Annotated in this window: 23 protein-coding genes and 1 pseudogene; 7 read left to right on the top strand and 17 right to left on the bottom strand. The window is 66.6% G+C overall.

The features are described 5' to 3' along the window. Nucleotides 1-54: 54 nt before the first annotated feature. The 10 genes and pseudogenes from CXZ05_RS04460 to CXZ05_RS04420 form a co-directional block, all read right to left on the bottom strand. Nucleotides 55-1,143: a calcium:proton antiporter gene (locus CXZ05_RS04460; protein ID WP_102971411.1), complete on the bottom strand. Its 1,089-nt coding sequence runs from the start codon at nt 1,141-1,143 to the stop codon at nt 55-57. Nucleotides 1,144-1,189: 46 nt separating this feature from the next. Beyond that, on the bottom strand, nt 1,190-1,492 hold the full coding sequence (locus CXZ05_RS04455; RefSeq protein WP_003802821.1) for a DUF4193 domain-containing protein: 303 nt from the start codon (nt 1,490-1,492) through the stop codon (nt 1,190-1,192). A 109-nt stretch (nt 1,493-1,601) separates the two neighbouring features. Continuing rightward, on the bottom strand, nt 1,602-1,811 hold the full coding sequence (locus tag CXZ05_RS04450; RefSeq protein WP_102971410.1) for a hypothetical protein: 210 nt from the start codon (nt 1,809-1,811) through the stop codon (nt 1,602-1,604). Between the two features lie 255 nt (nt 1,812-2,066). Then, on the bottom strand, nt 2,067-2,720 hold the full coding sequence (locus tag CXZ05_RS04445; RefSeq protein ID WP_102971409.1) for an IclR family transcriptional regulator: 654 nt from the start codon (nt 2,718-2,720) through the stop codon (nt 2,067-2,069). Between the two features lie 22 nt (nt 2,721-2,742). Beyond that, nucleotides 2,743-2,943: a hypothetical protein gene (locus tag CXZ05_RS23320; protein ID WP_258006438.1), complete on the bottom strand. Its 201-nt coding sequence runs from the start codon at nt 2,941-2,943 to the stop codon at nt 2,743-2,745. 100 nt (nt 2,944-3,043) lie between these two features. After that, nucleotides 3,044-4,312 (bottom strand): annotated as a pseudogene (locus tag CXZ05_RS04440) (thiamine pyrophosphate-binding protein); the annotation flags it as partial. A 171-nt stretch (nt 4,313-4,483) separates the two neighbouring features. Then, nucleotides 4,484-5,020 (bottom strand): gamma carbonic anhydrase family protein, encoded by a 537-nt coding sequence (locus CXZ05_RS04435; RefSeq protein ID WP_102971408.1) that lies wholly within the window; start codon nt 5,018-5,020, stop codon nt 4,484-4,486. A gap of 12 nt (nt 5,021-5,032) precedes the next feature. Further along, nucleotides 5,033-6,397 (bottom strand): 2-hydroxycarboxylate transporter family protein, encoded by a 1,365-nt coding sequence (locus CXZ05_RS04430; RefSeq protein ID WP_102971407.1) that lies wholly within the window; start codon nt 6,395-6,397, stop codon nt 5,033-5,035. A gap of 74 nt (nt 6,398-6,471) precedes the next feature. Beyond that, entirely contained in the window at nt 6,472-7,347 is an 876-nt protein-coding gene (locus CXZ05_RS04425; RefSeq protein WP_102971406.1) for a hydroxymethylglutaryl-CoA lyase, read from the bottom strand. Between the two features lie 2 nt (nt 7,348-7,349). Continuing rightward, the gene (locus CXZ05_RS04420) at nt 7,350-8,585 is read right to left on the bottom strand and encodes a CaiB/BaiF CoA-transferase family protein (RefSeq protein WP_102971405.1); all 1,236 of its coding nucleotides are present in this window, start codon (nt 8,583-8,585) and stop codon (nt 7,350-7,352) included. Between the two features lie 164 nt (nt 8,586-8,749). Here CXZ05_RS04420 and CXZ05_RS04415 point away from each other — a divergent pair, with 164 nt between their 5' ends. Further along, a complete protein-coding gene (locus CXZ05_RS04415; protein WP_102971404.1) occupies nt 8,750-9,523 on the top strand; it encodes a lytic transglycosylase domain-containing protein in 774 nt (257 codons plus the stop codon). 68 nt (nt 9,524-9,591) lie between these two features. Here CXZ05_RS04415 and CXZ05_RS04410 read toward each other — a convergent pair whose 3' ends face one another. The 5 genes from CXZ05_RS04410 to CXZ05_RS04390 are packed head-to-tail and all read right to left on the bottom strand — an operon-like array spanning nt 9,592 to nt 13,746. Then, a complete protein-coding gene (locus CXZ05_RS04410; protein WP_102971403.1) occupies nt 9,592-10,881 on the bottom strand; it encodes an ammonium transporter in 1,290 nt (429 codons plus the stop codon). Nucleotides 10,882-10,925: 44 nt separating this feature from the next. Next, nucleotides 10,926-11,936: a DUF3445 domain-containing protein gene (locus tag CXZ05_RS04405; protein WP_258006437.1), complete on the bottom strand. Its 1,011-nt coding sequence runs from the start codon at nt 11,934-11,936 to the stop codon at nt 10,926-10,928. Continuing rightward, nucleotides 11,933-12,889, bottom strand: a complete 957-nt coding sequence (locus CXZ05_RS04400; RefSeq protein WP_102971402.1) for a PDR/VanB family oxidoreductase — start codon at nt 12,887-12,889, stop codon at nt 11,933-11,935. Before CXZ05_RS04400 ends, CXZ05_RS04405 begins: the two co-directional genes overlap by 4 nt. Continuing rightward, a complete protein-coding gene (locus CXZ05_RS04395) occupies nt 12,886-13,347 on the bottom strand; it encodes a dimethylamine monooxygenase subunit DmmA family protein (RefSeq protein WP_102971401.1) in 462 nt (153 codons plus the stop codon). The genes CXZ05_RS04400 and CXZ05_RS04395 overlap by 4 nt, the downstream gene beginning before the upstream one ends. Nucleotides 13,348-13,365: 18 nt before the next feature. Next, complete coding sequence (locus CXZ05_RS04390; RefSeq protein WP_102971400.1) at nt 13,366-13,746, bottom strand: cupin domain-containing protein; 381 nt, start codon at nt 13,744-13,746, stop codon at nt 13,366-13,368. A 216-nt stretch (nt 13,747-13,962) separates the two neighbouring features. On the opposite strand from CXZ05_RS04390, the gene glnT reads away from it, so the two are divergent. The 6 genes from glnT to CXZ05_RS04360 all read left to right on the top strand — a co-directional run bounded on the left by glnT (nt 13,963) and on the right by CXZ05_RS04360 (nt 20,320). Further along, the gene (gene glnT, locus CXZ05_RS04385; RefSeq protein ID WP_102971399.1) at nt 13,963-15,336 is read left to right on the top strand and encodes a type III glutamate--ammonia ligase; all 1,374 of its coding nucleotides are present in this window, start codon (nt 13,963-13,965) and stop codon (nt 15,334-15,336) included. Nucleotides 15,337-15,397: 61 nt separating this feature from the next. Beyond that, on the top strand, nt 15,398-16,306 hold the full coding sequence (locus tag CXZ05_RS04380) for a glutamine amidotransferase (protein WP_102971398.1): 909 nt from the start codon (nt 15,398-15,400) through the stop codon (nt 16,304-16,306). Continuing rightward, entirely contained in the window at nt 16,294-17,037 is a 744-nt protein-coding gene (locus CXZ05_RS04375) for a protein glxC (protein WP_102971397.1), read from the top strand. Before CXZ05_RS04380 ends, CXZ05_RS04375 begins: the two co-directional genes overlap by 13 nt. Before the next feature lie 12 nt (nt 17,038-17,049). Beyond that, nucleotides 17,050-18,414 (top strand): FMN-binding glutamate synthase family protein, encoded by a 1,365-nt coding sequence (locus tag CXZ05_RS04370; RefSeq protein WP_102971396.1) that lies wholly within the window; start codon nt 17,050-17,052, stop codon nt 18,412-18,414. Further along, nucleotides 18,414-19,700: an allantoate amidohydrolase gene (locus tag CXZ05_RS04365; RefSeq protein ID WP_102971395.1), complete on the top strand. Its 1,287-nt coding sequence runs from the start codon at nt 18,414-18,416 to the stop codon at nt 19,698-19,700. The genes CXZ05_RS04370 and CXZ05_RS04365 overlap by 1 nt, the downstream gene beginning before the upstream one ends. Then, a complete protein-coding gene (locus tag CXZ05_RS04360) occupies nt 19,700-20,320 on the top strand; it encodes an XRE family transcriptional regulator (RefSeq protein WP_102971394.1) in 621 nt (206 codons plus the stop codon). Before CXZ05_RS04365 ends, CXZ05_RS04360 begins: the two co-directional genes overlap by 1 nt. Nucleotides 20,321-20,328: 8 nt before the next feature. Here the strand turns inward: CXZ05_RS04360 and CXZ05_RS04355 are convergent, their stop codons facing one another. Together CXZ05_RS04355 and CXZ05_RS04350 are read right to left on the bottom strand one after the other, a co-directional pair. Then, nucleotides 20,329-21,717 carry an APC family permease gene (locus CXZ05_RS04355; RefSeq protein WP_102971393.1) on the bottom strand — a complete coding sequence of 463 codons (1,389 nt, stop codon included), beginning with the start codon at nt 21,715-21,717 and terminating at the stop codon, nt 20,329-20,331. A gap of 292 nt (nt 21,718-22,009) precedes the next feature. Further along, on the bottom strand, nt 22,010-22,681 hold the full coding sequence (locus tag CXZ05_RS04350) for a DNA alkylation repair protein (protein ID WP_102971392.1): 672 nt from the start codon (nt 22,679-22,681) through the stop codon (nt 22,010-22,012). Between the last annotated feature and the right edge of the window lie 63 nt (nt 22,682-22,744).

The following is a 22,744-nucleotide window of genomic DNA, read 5'->3' as shown; positions in this document are numbered from 1 at the left end:
GAAGTGGCAGTTGGAGGCGTTTGACCGCCGCCCGGACCTCCTGCGTGAATCCAGTTACGGAAACATGGCGAGGAACAGGAATGCGGCGAACAGCACCAGGTGGATGGCCCCCTGCAGGCGGGTGGCACGGCCGGGCACAACAGTGAGTGTTCCCACGATGACAGTCAGCAGGAACAGGACTATCTGCGTGCCGCCGAGCCCCAGCGTCAGCGGTCCCGGCAGCCAGATGCTGGCTATGGCGATGGCGGGAATCGTCAGGCCGATGCTGGCTATGGCCGAGCCGTATGCCAGGTTGAGGCTGATCTGGATCCTGTTCCGGGAGGCGGCCCGGGAGGCGGCGAGGCCCTCCGGCAGCAGGACCAGGAGGGCGATGATCACGCCCACGAAGGACTCCGGGATCTCGGCGCGGCTGACACCAGCTTCGATCACCGGGGATACCGTTTTGGCCAGTCCGACGACGGCGACCAGCGCCGCACACAGCAACGCCAGGCTCGTGTAGGTGACCCTGTTGGTGGGGGTGGGGCCGTGCACGTCGTCCCCGCCGTCGTCGGGGGATATAACAGGAAGGAAAAAGTGGCGGTGGCGGACCGTTTGGGTCAGCACGAATACACCGTAAAGGGCAAGCGAGGCCACGGCCGCGAAGCCCAGCTGCAGGGGCGAAAATTCAGGTCCGGGCCGCGATGACGTGAACGTCGGCAGGACCAGCGTCAGGGTTGCCAGTGTGGTGACCACCGCCAGGGCGGCACCGGCTCCCTCCGGGTTGAACCGTGGGATGCCATACCTGCGGGCACCCACCAGCAGGGCAATACCGACGATGCCGTTGGCCGTGATCATAACCGCGGCGAATACGGTGTCGCGGGCCAGCGAGTGGCTTCCCTCTCCGCCGGACGCGATCAGCGTCACGATGAGGGCCACCTCGATGATTGTCACGGCGACCGCCAGCACAAGCGATCCGAAGGGCTCGCCGACGCGCTGCGCCACCACCTCCGCGTGATGCACGGCCGCCAGGACCGCGCCTACCAAGACCACCGCAATGACGGTGGCCAGCACCGGGCCGGGAGAAACTCCCCAGGTGACGGCCAGCACGATCAGGCCGACGAAGGGAACGACGGCGGTCCAGGACGATCGGAGCCGGGCCAGCACAGCGCTATCTTCTCAGTGCTGGCCCTTCAGAGCTAGCCCTCTGGTGCTAGCCTTCACACTCCGAGCAGTACTTCTTGCCGTCTTTTTCCCGCGCGAGCTGGCTGCGGTGGTGGACCAGGAAGCAGGACATACAGGTGAACTCATCTTCCTGCACCGGAACAACCTGGATCAGCAGCTCTTCGTGCGACAGGTCAGCACCGGGAAGGTCGATGCCTTCGGCGGTGTCGGCTTCTTCAACATCAAGCAGGGCAGTTTGGGATCCGCCCTGGCGGGACTGGATGGCCTCCAGGGACTCGTTGGCCGGCTGGTCCTCTTGGGCCACGCGAGGGGCGTCGTAGTCAGTTGCCATGGTTTTTACTCCTTCGACTGTGCGCCGGACGGCGCGCATTCGCAGGTCTCAACGAGTGGGCGCCGCCAGGTATTCCCGAATACCGGGGACGGGTTAAGGTCCCCAAAGTTTAGAGGATATTTTCGCGGGTCATGCCGAATGGGACCTGGTCGGAGAGCGTGGCGGTGTAGCTCCCGGGCCTGGTGCGGGTGACCATGATCCCGTGTGTTCCGGTGAGCATGGCCGCCTCCTGAAGGCACTTGACGGCGGCATCCAGCCTCTCGTCGAGGATATGGCGCTCGTTTACCTGGATGTCGATGGTCTTGGTGGTGTCGGGCATGCGTGTCCTTTGGGCTGTTGAAAGTTTCGAGCTGTTCAGAGTTTTGGGCCGCTCGCGAGTCGGCGGCAGGGCGCTTCCGGATGTCTGCGTAAGCAGCGTCTACCGGATGCCAATATGTGTGGCCTGTAGGCCGCTGGTGCACCGCCCCCACGGGCTCTGATGTAAGCCTGTCCACGCGTATGGTCCGCGTGCATCATGTTCGGTGCTCTGCGAAAAATTAGACCTTGAGGTCAGAACTCTGTCAAGCCTCGGTACCTAGCCCCCTTCCCGTACCGCGTCCTCGATCCGTCGTGCTGCCTGCACAACAACGGCACCGTGGTCCTGGCCGGGCGAGCCGGTGACCCGGGCCAAGGGCATGGCGAGGCAGACGGCGGCGATGATTCCTTCCTCTGTCTGCACGGGGGCGCTGATGGACCCGAGGCCTGGCGTGCGGGAGCCAACCGATTCGATCCAGCCCGCCGAAGCCAGCTCCGTCAGCACCTCGTCGTCGGCGGCGAGGAGCCGTCCGCTGGAACCGGCGGGCAGGGGGAGCCTCGAACCCGGCGGCAGGGTGGCGCGCAGTTCGTGCCGGCTGTCAGCGCTGAGGAGGCAGACCCTTTCGTCCCCTCGCCGGACCCAGAGCTGCGCGGTTTCGCCGGTGTTGTCGCGGAGCTCGTGGAGCACGGGCAGGGCGGCGTTCTCCAAGGCCGAACGGACGAAGCGCTGCCCGAGCCGGAACGTGCCGCCCTCGGTGCGGCGCAGGAAACCGTAATCCACCATCTGCAGGGCCAGCCGGTGCGCTGTGGACAGCGACAGGCCGGTCCGCCGGGACAGCTCACTGGCTGATACGGCGGACCGGCCAACCGCGTCAAGGATTGCGGCGGCACGCTCCAGCGTGCGGTTGCTTCCGTTCTGTTCAGTAGGCGGCATGTGGCCAGCTTATGTTGCCGGCTCAGCCCTTGGCGGCCAACGACTCCGCCATGAACTCGGCAATCACCTTCTGGGAAATCGCCACGTCCAGAACGAACACGCCGTTGTCGTGCGTGGCCAGCCAGCTCTCGAGCTGCCCCAGGTCGGCAAGGGTGCGGGCCTTGATTGCCTCGGCACCCAGGGCGCGTCCGACGGCGGCAAAGTCCACTTCGTCGATAAGCATGGCCTGGTCGTGCAGCCCCTTTGCGGCGTACTGGTGCAGTTCCGCCCCGTGCCGAGTCATTGAGCACGACGACGACACCCTTGCGGGTGGCCCGAAGGAACGTCTCGAAATCGGACAGCCCCATCAGGCCGCCGCCGTCGCCGCTGACCAGGACGGTGGTGCGTTCCGGCCGGGCAACGGAGACGCCCGCGGCGGAACCGAACCCGAGCCCGATGGACTGGAAGGCGGTCCCCACCAGGACCATGGCGTGCGGGTCCGGGACGGAAAGGTACATCGGCGCCCAGCCGATGAAGTGCCCGCCGTCCATGACCACGGAACGTTCGGCCGGCAGGATCCGGTCCAGGGCGGCGACGACGGCACGCGGGTTGAGTCGGCCGTCCGGCCCGAACTCGACAGGGTCCTCCACCGGGCTGGACGAACGGAAATCCGTTCCCGACACTTCGGGGACACCATCCCGCCAGGTTGGTGATCCTGCCGCCGGCACCCTTTCCAACAGTCCCTCAGCGAACGGCAGGATGTCCGCCCGAACGTATTCGGCGCCGGCGTTCTGCCCGGCGTCGGGTTCGTTGTCGAGGCGGATGATCCTGGTGTCTGCCGGGAACAGCGTTCCGTAGCGGGTCTGGAAGGTGTTGAGGCTTGCCCCGACTACCAGGACGACGTCCGCCTGGCGGGCGACCTCAAGGCGGTGGTTGCGGGTGAAGCCACCGGCGATGCCCAGGTCCCACTCACTGCCGAAGGCGTTGGCGGCCATCACCGAGGTCATGAAGAGGGCGCCCAGCCGGTCGCCCACTTCCCGCAGCTGGGCGGTTGCACCGGCCAGCAGCACGCCGCGCCCGGCCAGGATGAGCGGCCGCCGCGCCGAGGCGAGCAATTCCGCCACCCGATCCAGCTCATCAGCTGCCGCAGGCCACGCTGGCTTGGCCGGAAGGGGTTCCAGCGGCACCGGAGCCTGCAGGGGAGCGGTGGCGAGATCGTAGGGAATGGCGAGCACCACCGGCTGAACGGTCTGCAGCGCGAGATCGAAGGCTCGGTGGGTCACTGCGGCGGCATTGTCCGGGCGAGCCACTAGCGTGGTGACGCCGGCCGCTTCGGCCGCTTTGGTCTGGTCGATGTCGAACGGCCGGCGGCCGCAGGCCGGGGCGTCTCCGACGACGTATACCAGCGGGATGCGCGCCAGCCGGGCTTCGGAGAGAGTGGTGTAGGCGTTGGTGAAGCCTGCGCCGTAGGTGGTGGTGGCGGCCGCGATGCCCCCGGTGGCCCGGTGGTACGCGTCGGCCATGGCGACGGTCGCGGCCTCGTGGCGGGCCGACGTGAAGGGAAAGCCGCAGCGGGTGAGCCGGCTGATGAGGTGGGCGTTGCCGTTGCCCATCAGCCCGAACAGGTGTCCTGCGCGCTCGGCCAGGACGTCCGCGACGGCCGCAGAGACGTGGCCCTCGTCGGGGAGGGCGGCGGCCTGCCCGTCGGGAACTGCAGTGGCTGGACGGGAAGTGGTGGAAGCGGTGGTCATTGGCTGTCCTTGTGTTCGTGGGGCGGGAACTGGTCAGGCCGGCAGCGCCACGGCAGAGGCGTCCCGGTGCCCCAGGGTAAGAGTGGCGTACGTTAGGGCGTTTTGCCGGCAATGTTCGATTTCCTCCGGGGTTAGTGGCCGGCGTACCTTGGCCGGCACGCCCGCCACGAGCGAGCCTGGCGGCACCTCGGTGCCCTCAAGGACCAGCGCGTTCGCGGCCACCAGGGAGCCGGCGCCGATGAGGGCGCCGTTCAGGACCGTGGCGTTCATACCGATGAGTGCCCCGTCGCCCACCGTGCAGCCATGCAGCACCGCGCCGTGCCCTACGCTGACGTGGTTGCCCACGCGTGCCGGGTAGCCGGGGTCGGCGTGGACGACCGCGGTGTCCTGGACGTTGCTGCCCTCGCCGACGCTGATGTCCTCCATGTCCGCACGAATGACGGCGCCGTAGAAGATCCCGGTCCCTGCCCCGATGGTGGCGGATCCGACGACGGTGGCGGTGGGCGCAACCCACGCGTCGCCCGTGATCTGGGGAGAACGGCCGCCGACGGCCAGGATGTTGTGAGTCACGATGGACCTTTCTTAGGTGAGAAACGGGACGATCAGTGACGTCACGAAGAGCACCAGCGCGCCGCCGAGGCGGTTGGTGAGGGCCGCGAACGGCATCAGGTGCATGCGGTTCGCCGCGCTCAGCACGGAGACGTCGCCGCTGCCGCCGGTGTCCGCCATGACCAGCCCGGGTGTGATGGAGGCTTCGACGAAGTTGAACTTTACGAGCCACCCGAGAACGCCGGAGGTCAGGGTGGCGATGATGACGGTGCAGATGGTGAGCAGGATGAACAGGGGGTTGCTCAGCGAGGCGAGGACATCGGTGATGTCGATGTAAGTCAGGCTGACGCCCACCAGGAGGGCGGGGACCAGGACGGCGCCGATCAGGTCGCCCCAGTCCGCTGTGGAGTCCTCAACATCCTGCGGGAGCAGCCCGAAGATTTTGACGGCGGCTGCGGCGATGATGGCCCAGGCGTAGGGGTGCAGGCCGGGGAGGAAAGCGGCCATTAGGTTGCCGAAGACGAAGAGGCTGCCAGCGATGAGAAGGCCCTTGCCGAGGGCGATGAACGAGGAAGCGTCTCGCTTGGGCGGCAGTGTGAGCTCATCGGAGCGGCCCTTGATCCGCAGCAGCTGGCCGTGGCCGTTGAAGCCGATGAAAAGCTGCTTCTTGCGCTTGCCCAGGCCGTTGTAGATGCCGGCGATGAGGATGCACACAACGTTGGCCATGACGACGGCGGACATCAGGTCGCCCATAAAGGTGGCGGAGTCGCCGCCGGTGGCCGAGGCGTACATCTCGGACATGGGCAGGGCCCCGACGCCCAGGCCGCCCGCCATGATGGGCGCGGCGACAAAGAGGATGCCTTCGATGAACCCGAAGCCCGTGAGGGCCGCGATGAGCCCGACCAGGACGAAGGTGGCGATGAGGCAACCTACGACGGGCACCGCAAAGCGCGGTCCTGCCTTCAGCAGGAGCGCACGGGGCATGCCGAGAATGGAGCCGGCGATGATGCCGACGACGAAGAAGTCCAGGAATCCGTGTCCGTCGATGAAGTTCTGCACCACCGTGACGAGGTTCTCGGGCATCAGACCGAGGAACGCCAGGGTGGCGGGAGCGAAGGTACACAGGATTGTTGGCAGCCCGAAGTCGCGGACCACCGGGAACAGGTTGCCAATCCAGATGAAGAGCCCGCCGAGCAGGATGGTGGTGGCGAAGCCGACCACCATGGTGTCCGGGAGGTTGCCGGTGATCGCCGCTGCCAGGACCAGCCCGGCGAGGACGAGGTAGAGCGGGGCTGGAATGCTGGCGATATTGAGCCCCAGCCGATCTGGGCCCTTCTCCCGCATTGGCCGGTCGGTAGGTTCGATGGTGAGGTCCGTGGTACGTGAATTTGTAGACATCATTGTCCCCAAAACGTTTGGTGGGAAGACCGCCGCGGCGGCCTGTGGACGGGAGTTGAAGCAGGAAAAAGGGTTTAGCGGGCGGGATCGAGAACGCCGGCTGCCGGGGATTGGGCGATGACGTCGCGGGCGAGCCGTACGGCATCGGCGAGGCGATCTTCGTCGATGCCCGTCTGGTGTCCGGCGTCGTGCAGGTGCCGGACAAGCTCCTCCGTGGCGATGTTGCCGTGCGCCCCGGGGGCGAACGGGCAGCCGCCGTAGCCGCCGAGGGCGGCATCGAAACGGACGACGCCGGTCTCCACCGCCGCGCTCGCGGTGGCCAGCGCCTGGCTGTGCGCATTGTGCAGGTGCAGGTAGTACGTGAGGTCCGGTTCGGCGTCGCGGACGTGGACCAGGCTGGCCATCACCTGCTCGGTGGGCGTGGTGCCCAGCGTGTCCGCGAGCCCGACGTCGGTGATACCCATGTCCGCGAAGGCACGCACCACGCGCAGCAGGTAGGCGGGGTCGACCGCGCCCTCGAACGGGCAGGTGAAGGCGGTGGAGATTCCTGCGAAGAACCGGATTTCCGGGAACCCGGCCACGGCCGCGCCAAGGCTGGCCAGTGCGTCCTCGATGCTCTGGCCGGCGTTGGCGTTGCTGTGCGCCTGGCTCGCCGAGGTGACCACCTGAATGTCCGTGGCCCCGGCGTCGACAGCTCGCTGGATGCCGCGGCCGTTGAGCGCCAGACTGGTGTACGTGACCTCCGGAACCGCCGGCAGCGACGCGACCACCTCGGCGGCGTCGGCCATCTGCGGAACCCGCTTCGGGTTCACGAAGGAGGCGACCTCGATGCGCTTCAGCCCGGCGTCGACGAGGGCCCCGGCGATCTCCAGCTTGTGTGCAGTGGAAACGATGACGGGCTCGTCCTGGAGTCCGTCCCGCAAGAACACGTCAGTGATTTCGACCTTCATGTTCAGCGCGCCTCCTGCAGTCCGAGGCCGGCGATCTCGTCTGCATTCATGCCGGCGAGCTCCTGCAGGACCTCGGCCGTGTGCTGGCCGAGTTCGGGCCCGACCCATTTGACCCGGCCCTCGTGACCCGGGATCTTCGGCACGACGCCGGGGAACCGGATCAGTTCGGGCTCGTCCTCGATGACCACCTCGTGGGTCTGGATCATGTCGCGGGCCAGGTAGTGGCGGTCAACGGCGATGCTGGGGGCGTCGTAGACGGGACCGGCTGGCACCCCGGCGTCGTCCAACTTGTCGAGGACCTCGGTGAGGGGCATGCTGCCGGTCCAGGCAGAGATGGCGCCGTTGAGCTCTTCCTCCCGGGCGCCGCGTGCCTCCGTGGTGAGCAGGGTGGCGTCCTCGGCGAGGTCGTTGCGGCCGATGGCCCGCATGAGCCGGACGAAGACGGAGTTGGAGTTGCCGCCGATGACCACTTCGAGTTCGTCCTGGCAGAGATAGGAGCCAGTAGGTACGACGCCGGGCAGCGCGCCGCCGGTGCGCTGCCGGATCATGCCGTAGGCGTCATAATCCGGGACCAGCGATTCGAGCAGGCTGAAGACCCCTTCATAGAGGGCGACGTCGACAACCTGGGAAGTTCCCGCCTCCAGCCCGCGGGCCTTCTGGAGCATGAGCATCAGGGCACCGATGACGCCGTAGAGTCCGGCGACGGTGTCGCCCATGCTGGCCGCCGCACGGCCGGCTGGGCGGTCCGGTTCGCCCGTGATGTAGCGCAGGCCGGCAAACGACTCTGCGGAGCTGCCGAATCCGGCTCGGTTTTTGTACGGTCCGGTCTGGCCATAGCCGGAGATCCGGACCATGACTACTTCGGGGTTGAGTTCCTGCAGCACGTCCGGGCCGAGGCCCCACTTCTCGAGGGTGCCGGGGCGGAAGTTCTCGATGACCACGTCGCACTGGGCAGCAATCTTCTTGACTGCCTCGCGGCCCGCCTCGGATCGGAGGTCCAGGGCCACGGACTTCTTGTTGCGGCCGATGGTGCGGAACAGCATGGAGGTGGTGCCGCGGGTCTTGCGCCAGTCGCGCAGTTCGTCGCCGCCCTGTGGCTTTTCGATCTTGATAACCTCCGCGCCGAAGTCACCGAAGAGGCGGGCGGCGAACGGGGCCGCGATGAAGCTGCCCAGCTCGAGCACGCGGATGCCGCGGAGTGGGAGGGCGTTGCCCTCGATGTGTAGTTCGTCAGTCATGTCATCCCTGCCTGCGCTCTTGGCGCCGAATCTCCCATTGTGTGGGAGGTGCTTGTCATTAGGCGGAGAAACGATAACAGGACAATGTGATGTGCGCAACAAGCTCGTGACGCCACTTCATGCCGGTGGGCACATGGCGCGCCGCCGCCGGGTTAGGCTGTTCCGTGCTCCGTCTGAAACGCCTTGCGGTTCTCAGCCTTTTCGCGTTCTGCGCCATTACCGCGGGCGCGTTCTGGCTTCTGGGTGTGACCGATGCAGGCTTGCCCGGCGCGGGGAATTCCGGAGCGGGTGTGCGTGCGGCCCAGTCGGCTCCGCCGCAGACGGCAGGAAAGTTCGTGCCGCTGGCAAGCGGCAGTGCGCATGCCGTAAACATCACCAGGACTGTTGAGCCAGGCTGGCTGGCCCGGACCGCTGTGCAGACTGGGATTCCTGCACGGGCTCTTAGGGCGTACGTTGCCGCGGCCGGCATGGCGAATGCCGCAGCACCGGCGTGCGGGATCGGCTGGAACACGGTGGCTGCCGTCGGGTTCGTCGAATCGCATCATGGCGCCCTCGGCGGAGGCCACCTCGCGGCTTCGGGAGACGTGAGCGGTCCGATCGTCGGCCCCGGCCTCAATGGCGATGGCTTCGCCGCCATTGCCGACACCGACGCCGGCGCGCTCGACGGCGACGCCCGCTGGGACCGCGCCGTCGGACCCATGCAGTTCATTCCCTCCACCTGGAAGATGGAAGGAAAGGACGCAAACGGTGACGGCGTGGCCGATCCGCACAACATCGACGACGCCGCCCTCAGCGCTGCCGGCTACCTGTGTGCCGGCGGCCGCGATCTCACCACGGACCAGGGCTGGACCGATGCCATCTGGTCCTATAACCAGTCCGAGGCCTACCTGGCGCAAGTGGGCGAGCAGGCTGTTGGGTATGCGGAGCTGGCGGGGTAGCCCGACACGGGGCCGGCGCACACGTAGGGCCTGGCACTGTCCGTGCCAGGCCCTACGTGTGCGTAATTTCAGACCCGGTGCGGGGAGCCCAGTTCCACGGGCTCCTCATCCATCAGGTAGGCGGATTCGGAGTGGGCAGCAATGTCGATGCCGCGGAGTTCGGCTGCCTCGTCGATGCGGAGGCCTACGGTGATGTTGAGGACCTTGGCGATGACCCACGTGACGGCAAAGGAGTAGGCCAGCACGGCCACGGTTGCGACGGTCTGGATGCCGAGCAGGTCAAACCCTCCGCCGTAGAAGAGTCCGTTAACCTTGTTCGGGGCGGCGTCCGTGGCGAAGAGCCCAATTAGCAGGGTTCCGATGATGCCGCCGATGAGGTGCACGCCGACGACGTCGAGGGAGTCGTCAAACCCGAGCCGGAACTTCAGCTCGATGGCAAGCGAGCAGACGGCCCCGGCGATGAGTCCGATGGCCAGCGCGCCAAGCGGGCTCACGGCACCGCACGCAGGGGTGATGGCCACGAGGGCCGAAATCAGTCCGGAAGCGGCGCCCATGCTGCTGGCGCTACCCAGCCTGATGCGTTCCACAAGGGCCCAGGCGAGCAGGCCGGCGGCTCCAGCCACGGCCGTGTTCAGGAAGACCACCGACGCCGAGTGCCCGGCGGTAAGGGCGGAACCGGCGTTGAAGCCGAACCAGCCGGCCCACAGCAGTCCCGCTCCGACCAGCACCAGCGGGCGGCTGTGCGGCTTGACGTGCTCGCTCTTGGGCCAGCCCGCGCTGCGTCCCAGGACCAGCGCGAGGGCGAGGGCTGCGATTCCGGCGTTCATGTGCACGGCCGTTCCGCCGGCGAAGTCGACCGCCTTGAGGTTGTTGACGATCCAGCCGCCGGTTACTGAACCGTCCGCCGAGCTGAAGGCGAAAACCCAGTGGGCCACCGGGAAGTAGACCAGGGTTGCCCACAGCGCGGCGAAGGTCATCCACGCACCGAACTTCATCCGGCCAGCCGCGGCTCCGGCGATGATGGCGGTGGTGATTCCGGCGAAGAACAGCTGGAAGGCGGCGAAAAGTGCAGGCGGTATGGCGGCATCGGGATCCTCGGCCAGCAGCTGGCCCAGGCCGAGGTACTCGGTGACGTCACCGATGAGGCCGGCCCCGCCGAGGGAATTGCCGAAGACCATCGAGTAGCCGAACACCGCCCAGAGGACAGCGACGACGCTCACCCCGCCGAAGCACATCATCATCATGTTCAGGATCCTGCGGGAACCCACCATGCCCCCGTAGAACAGGGCCAGTGCGGGGATCATCATGCACACCAGGGCACTGGCGGCGAGAATCCAGGCAACATCTCCAGAATTCATGGAAACTCCAATCAGGGACGGAAAGGGGATTTTCAGTTGGGTATTCAGCCGGCCAGAAGCCAGGCGGACGCGGCCTCGCGGTAGCGGCTGATGCCCTTGTAGCCGGCCATGTCAGGCGGAAGTTCGGCCAGGACCCGGCCGAGGCGTTCCCGCCAGGCCGGAACGCGGGCAATGTCGGCCAGGGACAGCAGGTGGGTGCGGACCAGGAACAGGATTGCTCCTGAGTGGGGAAGGCGGATGAGGTGCTGGACTTCCACCCGCAGGTGCAGCCTGTCGGGCAGGGCAGGATCGGTCACGACGGCGCTGCGGTCCTGTGCCCATTCGGGATAGGTCTCGGTGGAGGTGTCCAGGCGCCGACCGACGGTCATGGTCCAGTTGGTCCGCCGGTATTTCTCCCCGGGCTGGAGATTCATCAGGAACTGCTGGGCACGGGTGATGATCTGCTCGTCGTGCACCCGGGGGACGGGGCCGTGGACTTCCAGGAATTTCATGCCGACGTCGAACCCGAGGGACCAGTCGGCGGCGAAGGTCACCAGCCCGGCGTCGAGCCAGAGCGCGTTCTCGCGCTGGTCTAGGAGGGCGATGTCGTCCTGGATCTGGCTGCCCAGGAACAGGAGGGGTTCGGCGGGCAGGGACGCATCTACGCCGGCCGTGAACTCCAGGTCCAGGTTGTGCAGCCGGTTCTGCCACCGGCAGGAGTCACCCTTCCGTTCGAAGGACATCGTTTCCGGGTGTTCGTCGGCCATGATCGGCAGCAGGGTGGTGATGGCATCCCAGACGGCGGGGCGCATGTGGGGCAGAACCTGCAGCCGGGAGGGGTCCCGCTGCAGCACCGCGGCGCGCTCCCCGAGTTCCTGCAGATAGTGTTCGTCGATGTCCAGTAGACGGGTGCCCCAGCCGCCTGCCTCGGTGCTTACAGGCTTGAGGGCGGGCTCGATGTTGGTGCTGTAGCGGTAGCTGTCGGCGGAGAACGGGAACGGAAAGCGCGTGATGCGTTCCGGGAGGATGGTCGCCGCCTCCTGGGGAATTGCGTGGTCGATGAGGTTCGTGCTCAAAGGTCAAGCTCCAATTCTTGGTCCAGGCTGCGGGAGACGCAGCACATCATGGTCCGGCCGGAAGCTTTCTGGTCCTCGCTCAGGTACAGGTCGCGGTGCTGCGGGGTGCCACGGAGAACGGCGACGGAGCATTCACCGCAAACGCCCTTCCGGCACATGTTCGGAACTCCGACGTCGGCGCCCTCCAGGGCCTCCAGCAGCGATACGCCGGCAGGGATTTCAACCTGTATTCCGCTCCGGGTGAGCTTCGCCCGGAACGGTTGACCGGCGTCGAGTTCCGGTGTGCCAAACGGCTCTGAGTGCAGGCGTGTTTCCGGCCAGCCCAACTCCCGGGCGCTGGCGAGCACGGACTCCATGAAGGCTGCGGGTCCGCAGACGTAAAGGTGCGTGCCCAGCCGCTGACTGCTGAGTTTCTCCGCCAGTGCCTGCCGGAAGCTGCCCCGGTCCGTGCATTCCACGAGGCGGGTGTCGAGCAGCTCCCTGAGTTCCGGAACATGTGCCCCTTCCGCGGGCCGATACATGTAGATCATGGTTGCTGCCATGCCCCACTCCGCGGCGGCCCGCGCGTGGGAGAGCATGGGCGTGACGCCGATCCCTCCTGCGATGAGCAGGTGGTGCCTGGCCGTGGCCATGGGGGTGAAGGCGCTGCGGGGACGGGAAACCAGAACCCGATCACCAGCACGGAGGCGGTGCATGGCGGCTGATCCGCCCGCGCCGCTCGCAACGCGGAGGACCGAGACGCTGTAGTCCGACGGCGACCTGCCTGAACCGGTCAGCGAGTAGGCATTGACGCCGTCGCCGCACTGGACGAGCAGGTGGCTTCCCGGAACATAGGCTGGCAGCGGACCGCCGGCCGGATCCGTGAATGTGATGCTGGTGATGGAGGGCGTTTGGGCGGTGACTTCAGCAACCTGCAGCTTGAGGCCGCCCGCCAGGAGCGCTGTGGCCGTCACGCCGCCTCCTCCGCGTGGGCGGCGTAGCCGAGGTGCGCAGCAAGACGCCGCGAGAAGTGCTCCGATACGGACAGGACAGTGGCGCAGCCACTGCAGCCGATCTCATGGGCAGACGCCTCAGGCATGGAGGTTGTGGCCCGGCAGTGGGCGCAGAATACGCGCCGGTGTCCGTCGACCCGGTGCAGCAGGGTCATTTCTTCCTCCACCATGCCGCATTCCGCCGCAGCGGCGCGTGCGGCAAGGATGTCAGCCGACGGGCCGGCGATCACAAGGCGTACCCCCACGTAGGCCTGGTTGAGGACATCCTTCAGACGTTTCAGCGAGTCCGGCGATGCCTGCCCGACAGCCAGGTCCGGGCGGAATTCTGTGCCGGATTGGTGTCCGGTCTCCGGACCGGCGCCGGAGTGCGCTTCGGCACCGAACGTTGCGTAAATGGTTCTGGACGGGGGTGTGGACATGGGTCCCATGGCCGCGGGCTAGGGGGCGAAGGAACGGTGGCCGGTGTAAAACCCCAGGGCGTAGTCCGGGGTTTCGAACTTGACCGTGGTGCCCTTGGGGAAAAACAGGACGTCCCGTTCCTTGGCGCGCGTGACGTCCCCCGTGGCCTGGTCCGTCAGGATGAACTCCCCCTGCACCACCACCTTCATTTCGTCGTAGGTGTATTCGTAGACCAGCGGCTCGGAGGCCTTGAGTTCGAAGAAGCCGGCGCTGATGGCCGCGCCCTCCGGGTTGGACAGGGAGTCCCCGATGGCTGCCTCGCAGCCCGGCTCGTTCATCGCCGGCAGGCCAAGGTAACCGCCCTCCACTTTATGGATTGAGCCCGCCTTGCTGAGTGTGCCTGTGGTGGTGATTTCCACGTTATCCTCCTGGATTGATCGAGTAGTGACGTGAAACCATGATTCACCGTAGTGAACCGCGGCGGGTTTCGCCTGAGTTAATTTCCCGTTGCCATCACCGACTCCGCCCGTCTTTCAGATTTAACAATCGGAGCGCTCTTTTGTAACATCGGGTTGGCTACTGTGGTTCAACAACGTTTCACCGCAGGTAACACCGAACCGAACAGGACAGTTCCGATGACAAGCCTCGCAACACCTGAAGTAGCAACGGAGCCCGCCGCTTCGCTGGAAGCCGGGCGGATCGCCCTGGCGGACATCGCCAAGGCCCACGATGTCCGCTTCCTGCTGGCCACCTTCGTGGACATGACCGGCAAGCCGTGCGCCAAGCTGGTGCCCGTCGAAGCCGCCGACGAGCTCGAGGCCGGAGCCATGGGATTCGCCGGCTACGCCGCCGGCCTCATTGGCCAGAAGCCGCAGGACTCAGACCTCATTGCCATTCCCGACCTCGCGTCCTTCACCCCGGTGCCGTTCATCAAAGAAGGTCTGGCGCTGATCCACTGTGACCCCTACGTCGACGGCAAGCCCTGGCCCTACGCGCCCCGCGTCATCCTCAAGAACACCCTCGCCCGCCTGGCTGAGAAGGGAATGCAGGCAAAGATCGGCGCCGAGGTGGAATACTTCCTCGTCAACAAGAACCCGGACGGCACCCTCAGCACCGCCGATACCCGCGACGACTCGCCCCGTCCCTGCTATGACGCACGCGGCGTCACCCGCATGTACGAGCACCTCACCTCCATCTCCACGGCCATGAACAGCCTGGGCTGGGGCAACTACGCCAGCGACCACGAGGACGCCGCCGGCCAGTTCGAACAGAACTTTAACTACGCCGACGCCCTGACCACTGCCGATCGTGTGGTCTCCCTGCGCTACATCCTGAACATCCTCGCCGAACAGCGCGGCATGACGGCAACCTTCATGCCCAAGCCTTTCACCGACCGCACCGGCACGGGCCTGCACTTCCACCTGTCCCTGTGGTCAGGGGCGGATGCCCTTTTCCCCGGGGACGACGGCGACCGCGGCCTTGGGTTGTCAGAGCTCGCATACTCCTTCATCGGCGGCCTCCTCGAGCACGCCCCGGCGCTGCAGGCCTTCCTGGCGCCGACGGTTAATTCCTACAAGCGCAGCGGTGCCACCACCAGCTCCTCCGGGGCAACGTGGTCACCGCGGAAGGCCTCCTTCGGAGGCAACGACCGGACCCACATGGTCCGTGTGCCGGACGAAAAGCGGATCGAGCTGCGGTCCGGGGACGGCTCGGCCAACCCCTACCTCGCCATCGCCACCGCCATCGAGGCCGGGCTGGACGGCATCGGAAGGGATGTGGACCCAGGTGCACCCTCCGGTCCGGGCGAAGCACGGCCCGATGCCCACCTGTTGCCGGCAACTCTGCTCCACGCAGTGGAGGCCCTGCGTCGGGATCCTGTGATCCTGTCGAGCCTCAGCGGGAACGAGGCGATCGGCAACTACTACGCCGACGCCAAGGAAGAGGAGTTCCTGACCTGGCACAACCAGGTGAGCGACTGGGAAATCCGTACCTATCTGACCTCGATCTGACCGGCACCTGCCAAGAACTGGCCTCAACCAAGAACCAGCCCACCTAGCAAAGGACCCTGAAATGTGCGGAATCGCCGCGCTGCAGCTGCGCAACCCCCTGCTGCACCCCCGGATGGGCAGCCTCCTGTCCTCGATGATGTGCCAGATCGTGGACCGCGGCCCGGACTCCGCCGGCCTCGCCGTCTACGACACCCCGGGCCTCGTTTCCGGCAATACCTCCACACTGAGCCTGCTGGGCAAGGATCAGGGCTTGCCGACGTCGGGGATCGCCGCGGCGCTGGAAAATCTGCTGCCCGCCTCTGCCGGAACGGCAGTCAAGGTGGTGGGCGATACCACCTTCGTGAGCTCCGCCGTCGACACCGAGCTACTCGCAAAGGCAGTGCGCGAAACCCTCCCGGACTCCACCATCATCGGCCGCGGTGAACACGTAGCCGTCATGAAGAGCGTGGGCCATCCGATGGATATCGCCGCCGAGCACGGGCTGGAGGCCATGTCCGGCAGCCAGGGCTTGTCCCACACGCGGATGGCCACGGAGTCGGCCGTCACCGCCGGCGGTTCCCACCCGTTCTCCGTGGCCGACGACCTGTGCCTCGTCCACAACGGCTCGTTCTCCAATCACGCCACCATCCGGCGGGACCTGCTGCGCGAAGGCGTGGTGTTCGACTCCGACAACGACACCGAAGTCGGCGCCCGCTACATCGCCTCCCGCCTGAAGCAGGGCGACACCCTGGAGGAGGCCCTGACCAATCTCGGCAAGGTCTTCGACGGCTTCTACACGCTCGTCGTCACCACCGCCGACAGCATGGCAGTGGTCCGCGACCCCATCGCCTGCAAGCCGGCCATCATCGCCGAAACGGACGACTACGTGGCCATGGCCTCCGAATACCGTGCCCTGGCGGCCCTGCCCGGCATCGAAACTGCCCACATCTTTGAACCGGAACCCGGAAAGGTCTACACATGGTCACTCTGACAGCCCCCAAAACACAGGCCCCGACAGCAGCAGCGCAGGAAAGCGCTGCGGTTGACTCTTTCAGCGTTGACCTGGCCGACAGCCCGGTCCGCGACCTAAACCAGGCACTGCACAGCGCAGTCGACGGGCAGTCATGGATCGTCGAAAACCCGGGCGGCAAGCACAGCCTCGCCGTCGGCATCAACGCCGAGGCGACTGTCACCATCAACGGCCACGTCGGCTATTACGCTGCCGGGATGCACCAAAAAGGCGAGGTGACCATCAACGGCAATGCCGGCGTCGGACTCGCCGAGAACATCATGTCCGGAAAGGTCCATGTAAAAGGTGACGCCTCCCAGTCGGCCGCGGCCACCGGCCATGGCGGACTCGTGGTGATCGACGGCAATGCCGGAGCCCGCTGCGGAATCTCCATGAAGGGCGTGGACATTGTGGTGGGCGGCAACATTGGCCACATGTCCGCCTTCATGGCGCAGGCCGGCCGGCTCGTGGTCTGCGGCGACGCGGGGGACGCACTCGGTGACTCCATCTATGAGGCCCGCATCTACGTGAAGGGAACCGTTGCTTCCCTCGGCGCGGACTGCATCGAGAAGCCGATGAAGGCCGAGCACCTGGAAGAACTCGCCGGGCTGCTCGCCGCCGCCGGCCGCCCCGACAACCCCGCAGACTTCAAGCGCTACGGCTCGGCGCGGAACCTATACCACTTCAGCGTCCACAACTCGACGTCTTACTAAAAGGACAACGCCATGACCACCACCTCCCTGACCCAGGGCGCTCCGGCCGCCTCCCCCGCACGGCAGGTCGAAGAACTGGGCCTGCGCGAATCGGCCACCTTTGACCGCGCCACCATTGCCGATATCCAGCGCGCCGCCGCCACCGGCGTCTACGACATCCGCGGCTGGGGAGCCAAGCGCAAGGTCCCGCACTTCGATGACCTGCTGTTCCTCGGCGCCTCCATGTCCCGCTACCCGCTGGAGGGCTACCGCGAAAAGTGCGATACCGACGTCGTTCTCGGCGACCGCTACGCCTCCAAGCCCCTGCACCTGGAGACGCCGGTGACCATCGCCGGCATGAGCTTCGGCGCCCTGTCCGCCAACGCCAAGGAGGCCCTGGGCCGCGGAGCCAGCGAGGTGGGCACCTCCACCACCACGGGCGACGGCGGCATGACCCCCGAGGAGCGCGGCCAGTCCAAGCACCTCGTGTACCAGTACCTGCCCTCCCGCTACGGCATGAACCCTGACGACCTCCGGAAGGCCGACGCGATCGAAGTGGTCCTCGGCCAGGGCGCCAAGCCCGGCGGCGGCGGCATGCTGCTCGGCCAGAAGATCACCGAGCGCGTGGCCGGCATGCGTACCTTGCCGGTCGGCATCGACCAGCGTTCCGCCAGCCGCCACCCGGACTGGACCGGGCCTGACGACCTGGAGATCAAGATCGGCGAGCTCCGCGAGATCACCGACTGGAAGACGCCCATCTACGTCAAGATCGGCGCGTCCCGGCCCTACTACGACACCGCCCTGGCCGTGAAGGCCGGAGCTGACGTCGTGGTCGTCGATGGCATGCAGGGCGGCACCGCCGCAACGCAGCAGGTCTTCATCGAAAACGTGGGAATCCCCACGCTGGCGGCCATCCCGCAGGCGGTGCAGGCGCTCCAGGAACTCGGCCTGCACCGCAAGGTCCAGCTCATCGTCTCCGGCGGCATCCGCACCGGCGCCGACGTCGCCAAGGCCATGGCCCTCGGGGCCGACGCGGTGGCCATCGGCACGGCAGCGCTGATTGCGCTGGGCGACAATGACCCCCGGTACGCCGCAGAATACGCGGCCATGGGATCGGCGGCCGGTTTCTACGACGACTTCCAGGACGGCCGGGATCCCGCCGGCATCACCACCCAGGACCCGGAACTCTCGTCCCGGCTCGACCCCATCGCGGGCGGCCGGCGCCTGGCCAACTACCTGCGCGTCCTGACCATGGAGGCCCAGACCATCGCCCGGGCCTGCGGAAAGTCGCACCTGCGCCACCTCGAGCCGGAGGACCTGGTGGCCCTCACCATCGAGGCGTCGGCCATGGCCCGGGTTCCGCTCGCCGGCACCAGCTGGATCCCCGGAGCGAAGTAATGACCTCCTCTGCGACCAAACCTGCAACCGCTACCGTAGCCGGTCTTCTGCGCGACATTTCCGACGTCGGCGCTGACGCCGCCCGCGGCGGCTACTCCAGGCCGGTGTTCTCCTCCGCCGAAGCCGAGCTCCGGAGCTGGTTCACCGAGCAGGCTGAACGGCGCGGACTGGATGTCCACACGGACGGGAACGGCATCATCTGGGCCTGGTGGGACACGGCAACCGGAACCCGCCGGGACGCCGTCGTTACCGGCAGCCACCTGGACTCGGTGCCCGGGGGCGGCGAGTACGACGGGCCGCTGGGCGTTGCGTCCGCACTCGTCGCCGTCGACATCCTGAAAAACCGCGGGTTCCGTCCGCGGCGGCCGCTGGCCATTGCCGTCTTCCCGGAGGAGGAGGGCTCGCGCTTTGGGGTCGCCTGCATGGGGTCACGGCTGCTCACCGGCGCTTTGGACCCGAACAAGGCCCGCAACCTGAAGGACGCGGACGGCAACACGTATGCAGATGTCGCCGCCGCGAACGGACAGGACCCACGCTTCATCGGTGCCGACCACAAGACGCTCAGCCAGCTGGGCATGTTCGTGGAGCTGCACGTCGAGCAGGGGAGGGGGCTGGCCGATCTCGGCCAGCCTGTGGCCATCGGCTCCTCGATCCTGGGCCACGGCCGGTGGAAACTGTCGGTACACGGCCAGGGCAACCACGCCGGGACCACCCTCATGAAGGACCGCAGGGATCCCATGATTGCAGCGGCGAAGATCATGATCGGCATCCGCGACACTGCCGCCAAGTACCGGGACGCACGGGCCACCGTGGGCCGGCTCCAGCCCGTGCCCGGCGGGACCAATGTCATCGCCTCCCGCGCCGACATGTGGATCGACGTCCGTCATCCGCGTGACGAGGTGACCGCTGCCCTGGTGGAGTCCATCCACCTGAATGCCCAGGTCTTGGCGGCGGAGGAAAACTGCAGCGTGACGTTCGGCGTCGAATCCCTGAGTCCCACCGTGCACTTCGACGCCGGCCTGCGGGACCATCTCCAGGCGATGCTCCCGGAAGCACCGGTGCTGGACACCGGGGCGGGCCACGACGCCGGCGTGCTGGCAGGGCACATCCCCACTGCCATGCTGTTCGTGCGGAACCCGACCGGGATCTCGCATTCGCCCGAGGAACTCGTGGAGGATACCGACGCCGAGGCGGGTGCGGCGGCGCTGGCGGAAACCCTCGCAGGCCTGCTGGGAGCGGCCCGGGTGCTCGGATCCGACCTGCAGGCTCCGCCTATGATGGCTTGATGACGGATCAGGCTGGCGAAGCGAGGGACATGGCCGCGGAGAACAGCGACGACGGCGTGGCGGGCAAGCTGGAACGGATCATCGCCGGCCAGGTCCGCCATTACCGGACGGCCAACGGGCTCTCCGCGTCGGAACTGGCTTCACGGACCGGCATGTCCAAGGCGATGATCTCCAAGATTGAAACCGCCAGCACATCGTGTTCCCTCACCACACTGCAGCGCCTGGCCGACGGGCTGAAAATTCCGGTCACCGCACTGTTCCGCGGCGCGGACACGGACCGGGACGCCACCTTCACCAAGAACGGGCAAGGCAGCCTGACAGTTCGCAGCGGAACCCAGCACGGGCACGAATACCGGGTGCTGGGGACTCTTAAGGGCCGGACCGACGCCCTCGAACCGACCCTGGTGACGCTCACTGATGCATCCGATGTCTTCCCGCTGTTCCAGCACCCCGGCACCGAGTTCATCTACATGCTTGCGGGAAAAATGATCTACGGGCACGGCGCGTACGAATACACGATGGAGCCCGGCGACTCCCTGCTCCTGGACGGCGAAGGCCCGCACGGTCCACTGGAGCTGATGGACCTGCCCATCCGGTTCCTGGCTGTCGCCGCGAAATAGGTCCCCGGTCAGGCCTCCTCGAGCTTGAGATGCGGCGTTGGGCGGCGGAACCCCCCGGTGAGGCAGGCCAAGTAGACAAGACCCAGCGCTGCCCACGAGAGGCCAAGCGAGAACGAGAGCCCGCTCAGGCTGGTCCAGAGCCACAGTGTCAGCACGAAGCCGGCTCCCGGGAGCAGGAGGTTGTGCAGCAGGCCCTTGGCTCCGCGGTTCTTCTGGTCGATGAAGTAGTGCTTGATGACGGACAGGTTGACCACCGAGAAGGCGACAAGGGCCCCGAAACTGATCAGAGAGGACACGGTCGTCAGGTCGAGGATCAGGGCCAGTAGAGATATTCCCGACGTGACGATGATCGGAACCACGGGGGTGCCCCACCGCGGATGGAGGCGGCCGAAGACCGCAGGCAGTACGCGGCCCCGGCCCATCGAGTAGATGATTCGCGAAACCGAGGCCTGCGAAGTCAGCGCCGACCCGAGGCTTCCCGCAATGTACGCGGCGGTGAAAAATGCGACCAGGAGGTTGCCGCCGGCGGCGCCTACCACTTCGATAGCCGCGGCGTCCGTGTTGGAGAAGGCGCCGACGGGAAGCAGGAGGTGACTGATGTAAGCCAGCCCCAGGAAGATGAGCCCAGCCAGGATGGTGGTCAGCATGATGGCCTTTGGAATGCTCCGCCGCGGGTTCTTTGCCTCCTCCGCAAAGGTTGAGACGGCATCAAATCCCAGGTAGGACAGGCACAGGATCGCGGACCCCGCAAGGATCGGTGAGAAGCCTTCGGCGCCGTCGACTCCGGTGAACGGCGCAAGGAGGTCCAGCTTTCCCGCCCCCGAGACGGAGGCCCAGGCGAGTCCGACGAACAGCACAATGAAGAGAGCCTGGAGCCCCACCACCACGAAGTTTGCCCTGGCCACCGCTGTGATCCCGAGGATGTTCAGTGCGGTCACGGCTGCGATGGATACGACCATGAACAGCCATGCGGGGACGGCCGGGAAGGCGGCATTCAGGTAGATGCCGATGAGCAGATAGTTGATCATCGGCAGGAGCAGATAGTCCAGCAGCAGGGACCAGCCGGACATGAAGCCCAGGCCGGCGCCGAATGACCTTGTGGCGTAGGTGTAGGCGGATCCAGCGAACGGAAAGGCCTGGGCCATCCGGCCGTAGGACCGGGCGGTGAAGAGCATGACCACCAGGGCGGCGGCGTAGGCCGCGGAGAGGCGCCCGCCTGTCAGCTCGACGACGATGCCGTAGGTGCTGAATATGGTGAGGGGCACCATGTAGACCAGACCCAGCAGAACCAGGGAGGGCACGCCAAGCACCCGGCGCCAGCCGTTGCCCGCCCTTCCGGTCTCGCTGGCGGGCCGCCTCCCGTCCGTAGGGGTCTGCGTGTCAGAGGCTGAGCTCATGGGATTCCTAAGCGTTGAGGCCGCCGCAGCGGCGGCATGAAGGGCACGAGAACAAGCAAAAGCCCGCTCATGGACACCGCAGGTGGAGGGAAGCGGTGGCAACGCCGTCAGTGCCACAGCCCCGCCGGGACGTCAGGGCTTACCCGAGTCCCGGTCCGTGGTGCCGGATGTAAATGAATGAAGTTCATTTAGTAAAGCAGTGACGGGAATCACGGTCAAGGGGTGCGGCCAGATTACGTGCCGGGCTCAACCGGTGCGGCAGGACGGCAAGCGGCGCAGGCGAAGAGCGTCGTCAGGCTTCGCCCCGCCGGCCTGCCATCTCGTTGATCCAGATCGGCGCGAAGGGCGACGTGCAGTTCGGTGGGGTCGGGTAGTCCTTCAGCACTTCCAGCCGTTCGCCGATGTTGATGGCCCGGGTCCGGTGGTCTGGGTGCTCGATGCCGATCTGTGCCAGGGTGTGGTTCATGGCCCACTGCAGGCGCTCGGGGGCGCCTTTCATTTCGGCTTCGATCGTGTCCAGAAGCCCGGACAGGTCGAGGCCCTCTGGTTTTTTCGCGACCCGCTCCGTGGTCAGGGCCCAGCCGGCGCTAGCGACCACCGGGTCCGAGTCGTCAGTCCAGGCGACGCGGAGTTGTTCAGCATGCGGGCTCCTCTTCACCACATAGTTCACCAGCCAGTCATGCACCTTGGGGGCGCGGGCCTGGCGCAGCATGACGTCCAGTTCCTGCAGCTCGAATGCCTTCGGCCGGCAGATCAACAGTGACAGTAAGCGGGCGGCGGTGTCATCCGTAGCCCACAATTCACGGGCGAGCTCGTGCTGAGTCTTCAGCCGCTTCGCGACCGCGCGCAACGCGGACAGGTTCACTCCGTGGTCATCGCCGCGCTTCTGGTTCGCCTCGCGCACCTTTGGATCCTGGAGCGCGGCCACTTCGGCCATCGCGGAGTCTATTGTTGCCTCGGCCATCACTGTTCCTGTTCGCTGGCTGCCTTCGCTCGTATTGTAAGGCCGCGGACTGGATCGTTTCGT

The organism is Arthrobacter sp. AFG20, from assembly GCF_002892795.1.
In the GTDB taxonomy this organism is placed as follows: Bacteria; Actinomycetota; Actinomycetes; order Actinomycetales; family Micrococcaceae; genus Arthrobacter.
This window is presented reverse-complemented; position numbering and strand designations above follow the sequence as displayed.

What these genes read in the sequence shown, in the direction of transcription:
- CXZ05_RS04455 (WP_003802821.1), bottom strand. Translation starts at nt 1,492, where the DNA reads ATGGCAACTGACTACGACGCCCCTCGCGTGGCCCAAGAGGACCAGCCG.
- CXZ05_RS04450 (WP_102971410.1), bottom strand. Translation starts at nt 1,811, where the DNA reads ATGCCCGACACCACCAAGACCATCGACATCCAGGTAAACGAGCGCCAT.
- CXZ05_RS04445 (WP_102971409.1), bottom strand. Translation starts at nt 2,720, where the DNA reads ATGCCGCCTACTGAACAGAACGGAAGCAACCGCACGCTGGAGCGTGCC.
- CXZ05_RS23320 (WP_258006438.1), bottom strand. Translation starts at nt 2,943, where the DNA reads ATGCTTATCGACGAAGTGGACTTTGCCGCCGTCGGACGCGCCCTGGGT.
- CXZ05_RS04430 (WP_102971407.1), bottom strand. Translation starts at nt 6,397, where the DNA reads ATGTCTACAAATTCACGTACCACGGACCTCACCATCGAACCTACCGAC.
- CXZ05_RS04425 (WP_102971406.1), bottom strand. Translation starts at nt 7,347, where the DNA reads ATGAAGGTCGAAATCACTGACGTGTTCTTGCGGGACGGACTCCAGGAC.
- CXZ05_RS04420 (WP_102971405.1), bottom strand. Translation starts at nt 8,585, where the DNA reads ATGACTGACGAACTACACATCGAGGGCAACGCCCTCCCACTCCGCGGC.
- CXZ05_RS04410 (WP_102971403.1), bottom strand. Translation starts at nt 10,881, where the DNA reads ATGAATTCTGGAGATGTTGCCTGGATTCTCGCCGCCAGTGCCCTGGTG.
- CXZ05_RS04395 (WP_102971401.1), bottom strand. Translation starts at nt 13,347, where the DNA reads ATGTCCACACCCCCGTCCAGAACCATTTACGCAACGTTCGGTGCCGAA.
- glnT (WP_102971399.1), top strand. Translation starts at nt 13,963, where the DNA reads ATGACAAGCCTCGCAACACCTGAAGTAGCAACGGAGCCCGCCGCTTCG.
- CXZ05_RS04380 (WP_102971398.1), top strand. Translation starts at nt 15,398, where the DNA reads ATGTGCGGAATCGCCGCGCTGCAGCTGCGCAACCCCCTGCTGCACCCC.
- CXZ05_RS04375 (WP_102971397.1), top strand. Translation starts at nt 16,294, where the DNA reads ATGGTCACTCTGACAGCCCCCAAAACACAGGCCCCGACAGCAGCAGCG.
- CXZ05_RS04370 (WP_102971396.1), top strand. Translation starts at nt 17,050, where the DNA reads ATGACCACCACCTCCCTGACCCAGGGCGCTCCGGCCGCCTCCCCCGCA.
- CXZ05_RS04365 (WP_102971395.1), top strand. Translation starts at nt 18,414, where the DNA reads ATGACCTCCTCTGCGACCAAACCTGCAACCGCTACCGTAGCCGGTCTT.
- CXZ05_RS04360 (WP_102971394.1), top strand. Translation starts at nt 19,700, where the DNA reads ATGACGGATCAGGCTGGCGAAGCGAGGGACATGGCCGCGGAGAACAGC.
- CXZ05_RS04355 (WP_102971393.1), bottom strand. Translation starts at nt 21,717, where the DNA reads ATGAGCTCAGCCTCTGACACGCAGACCCCTACGGACGGGAGGCGGCCC.
- CXZ05_RS04350 (WP_102971392.1), bottom strand. Translation starts at nt 22,681, where the DNA reads ATGGCCGAGGCAACAATAGACTCCGCGATGGCCGAAGTGGCCGCGCTC.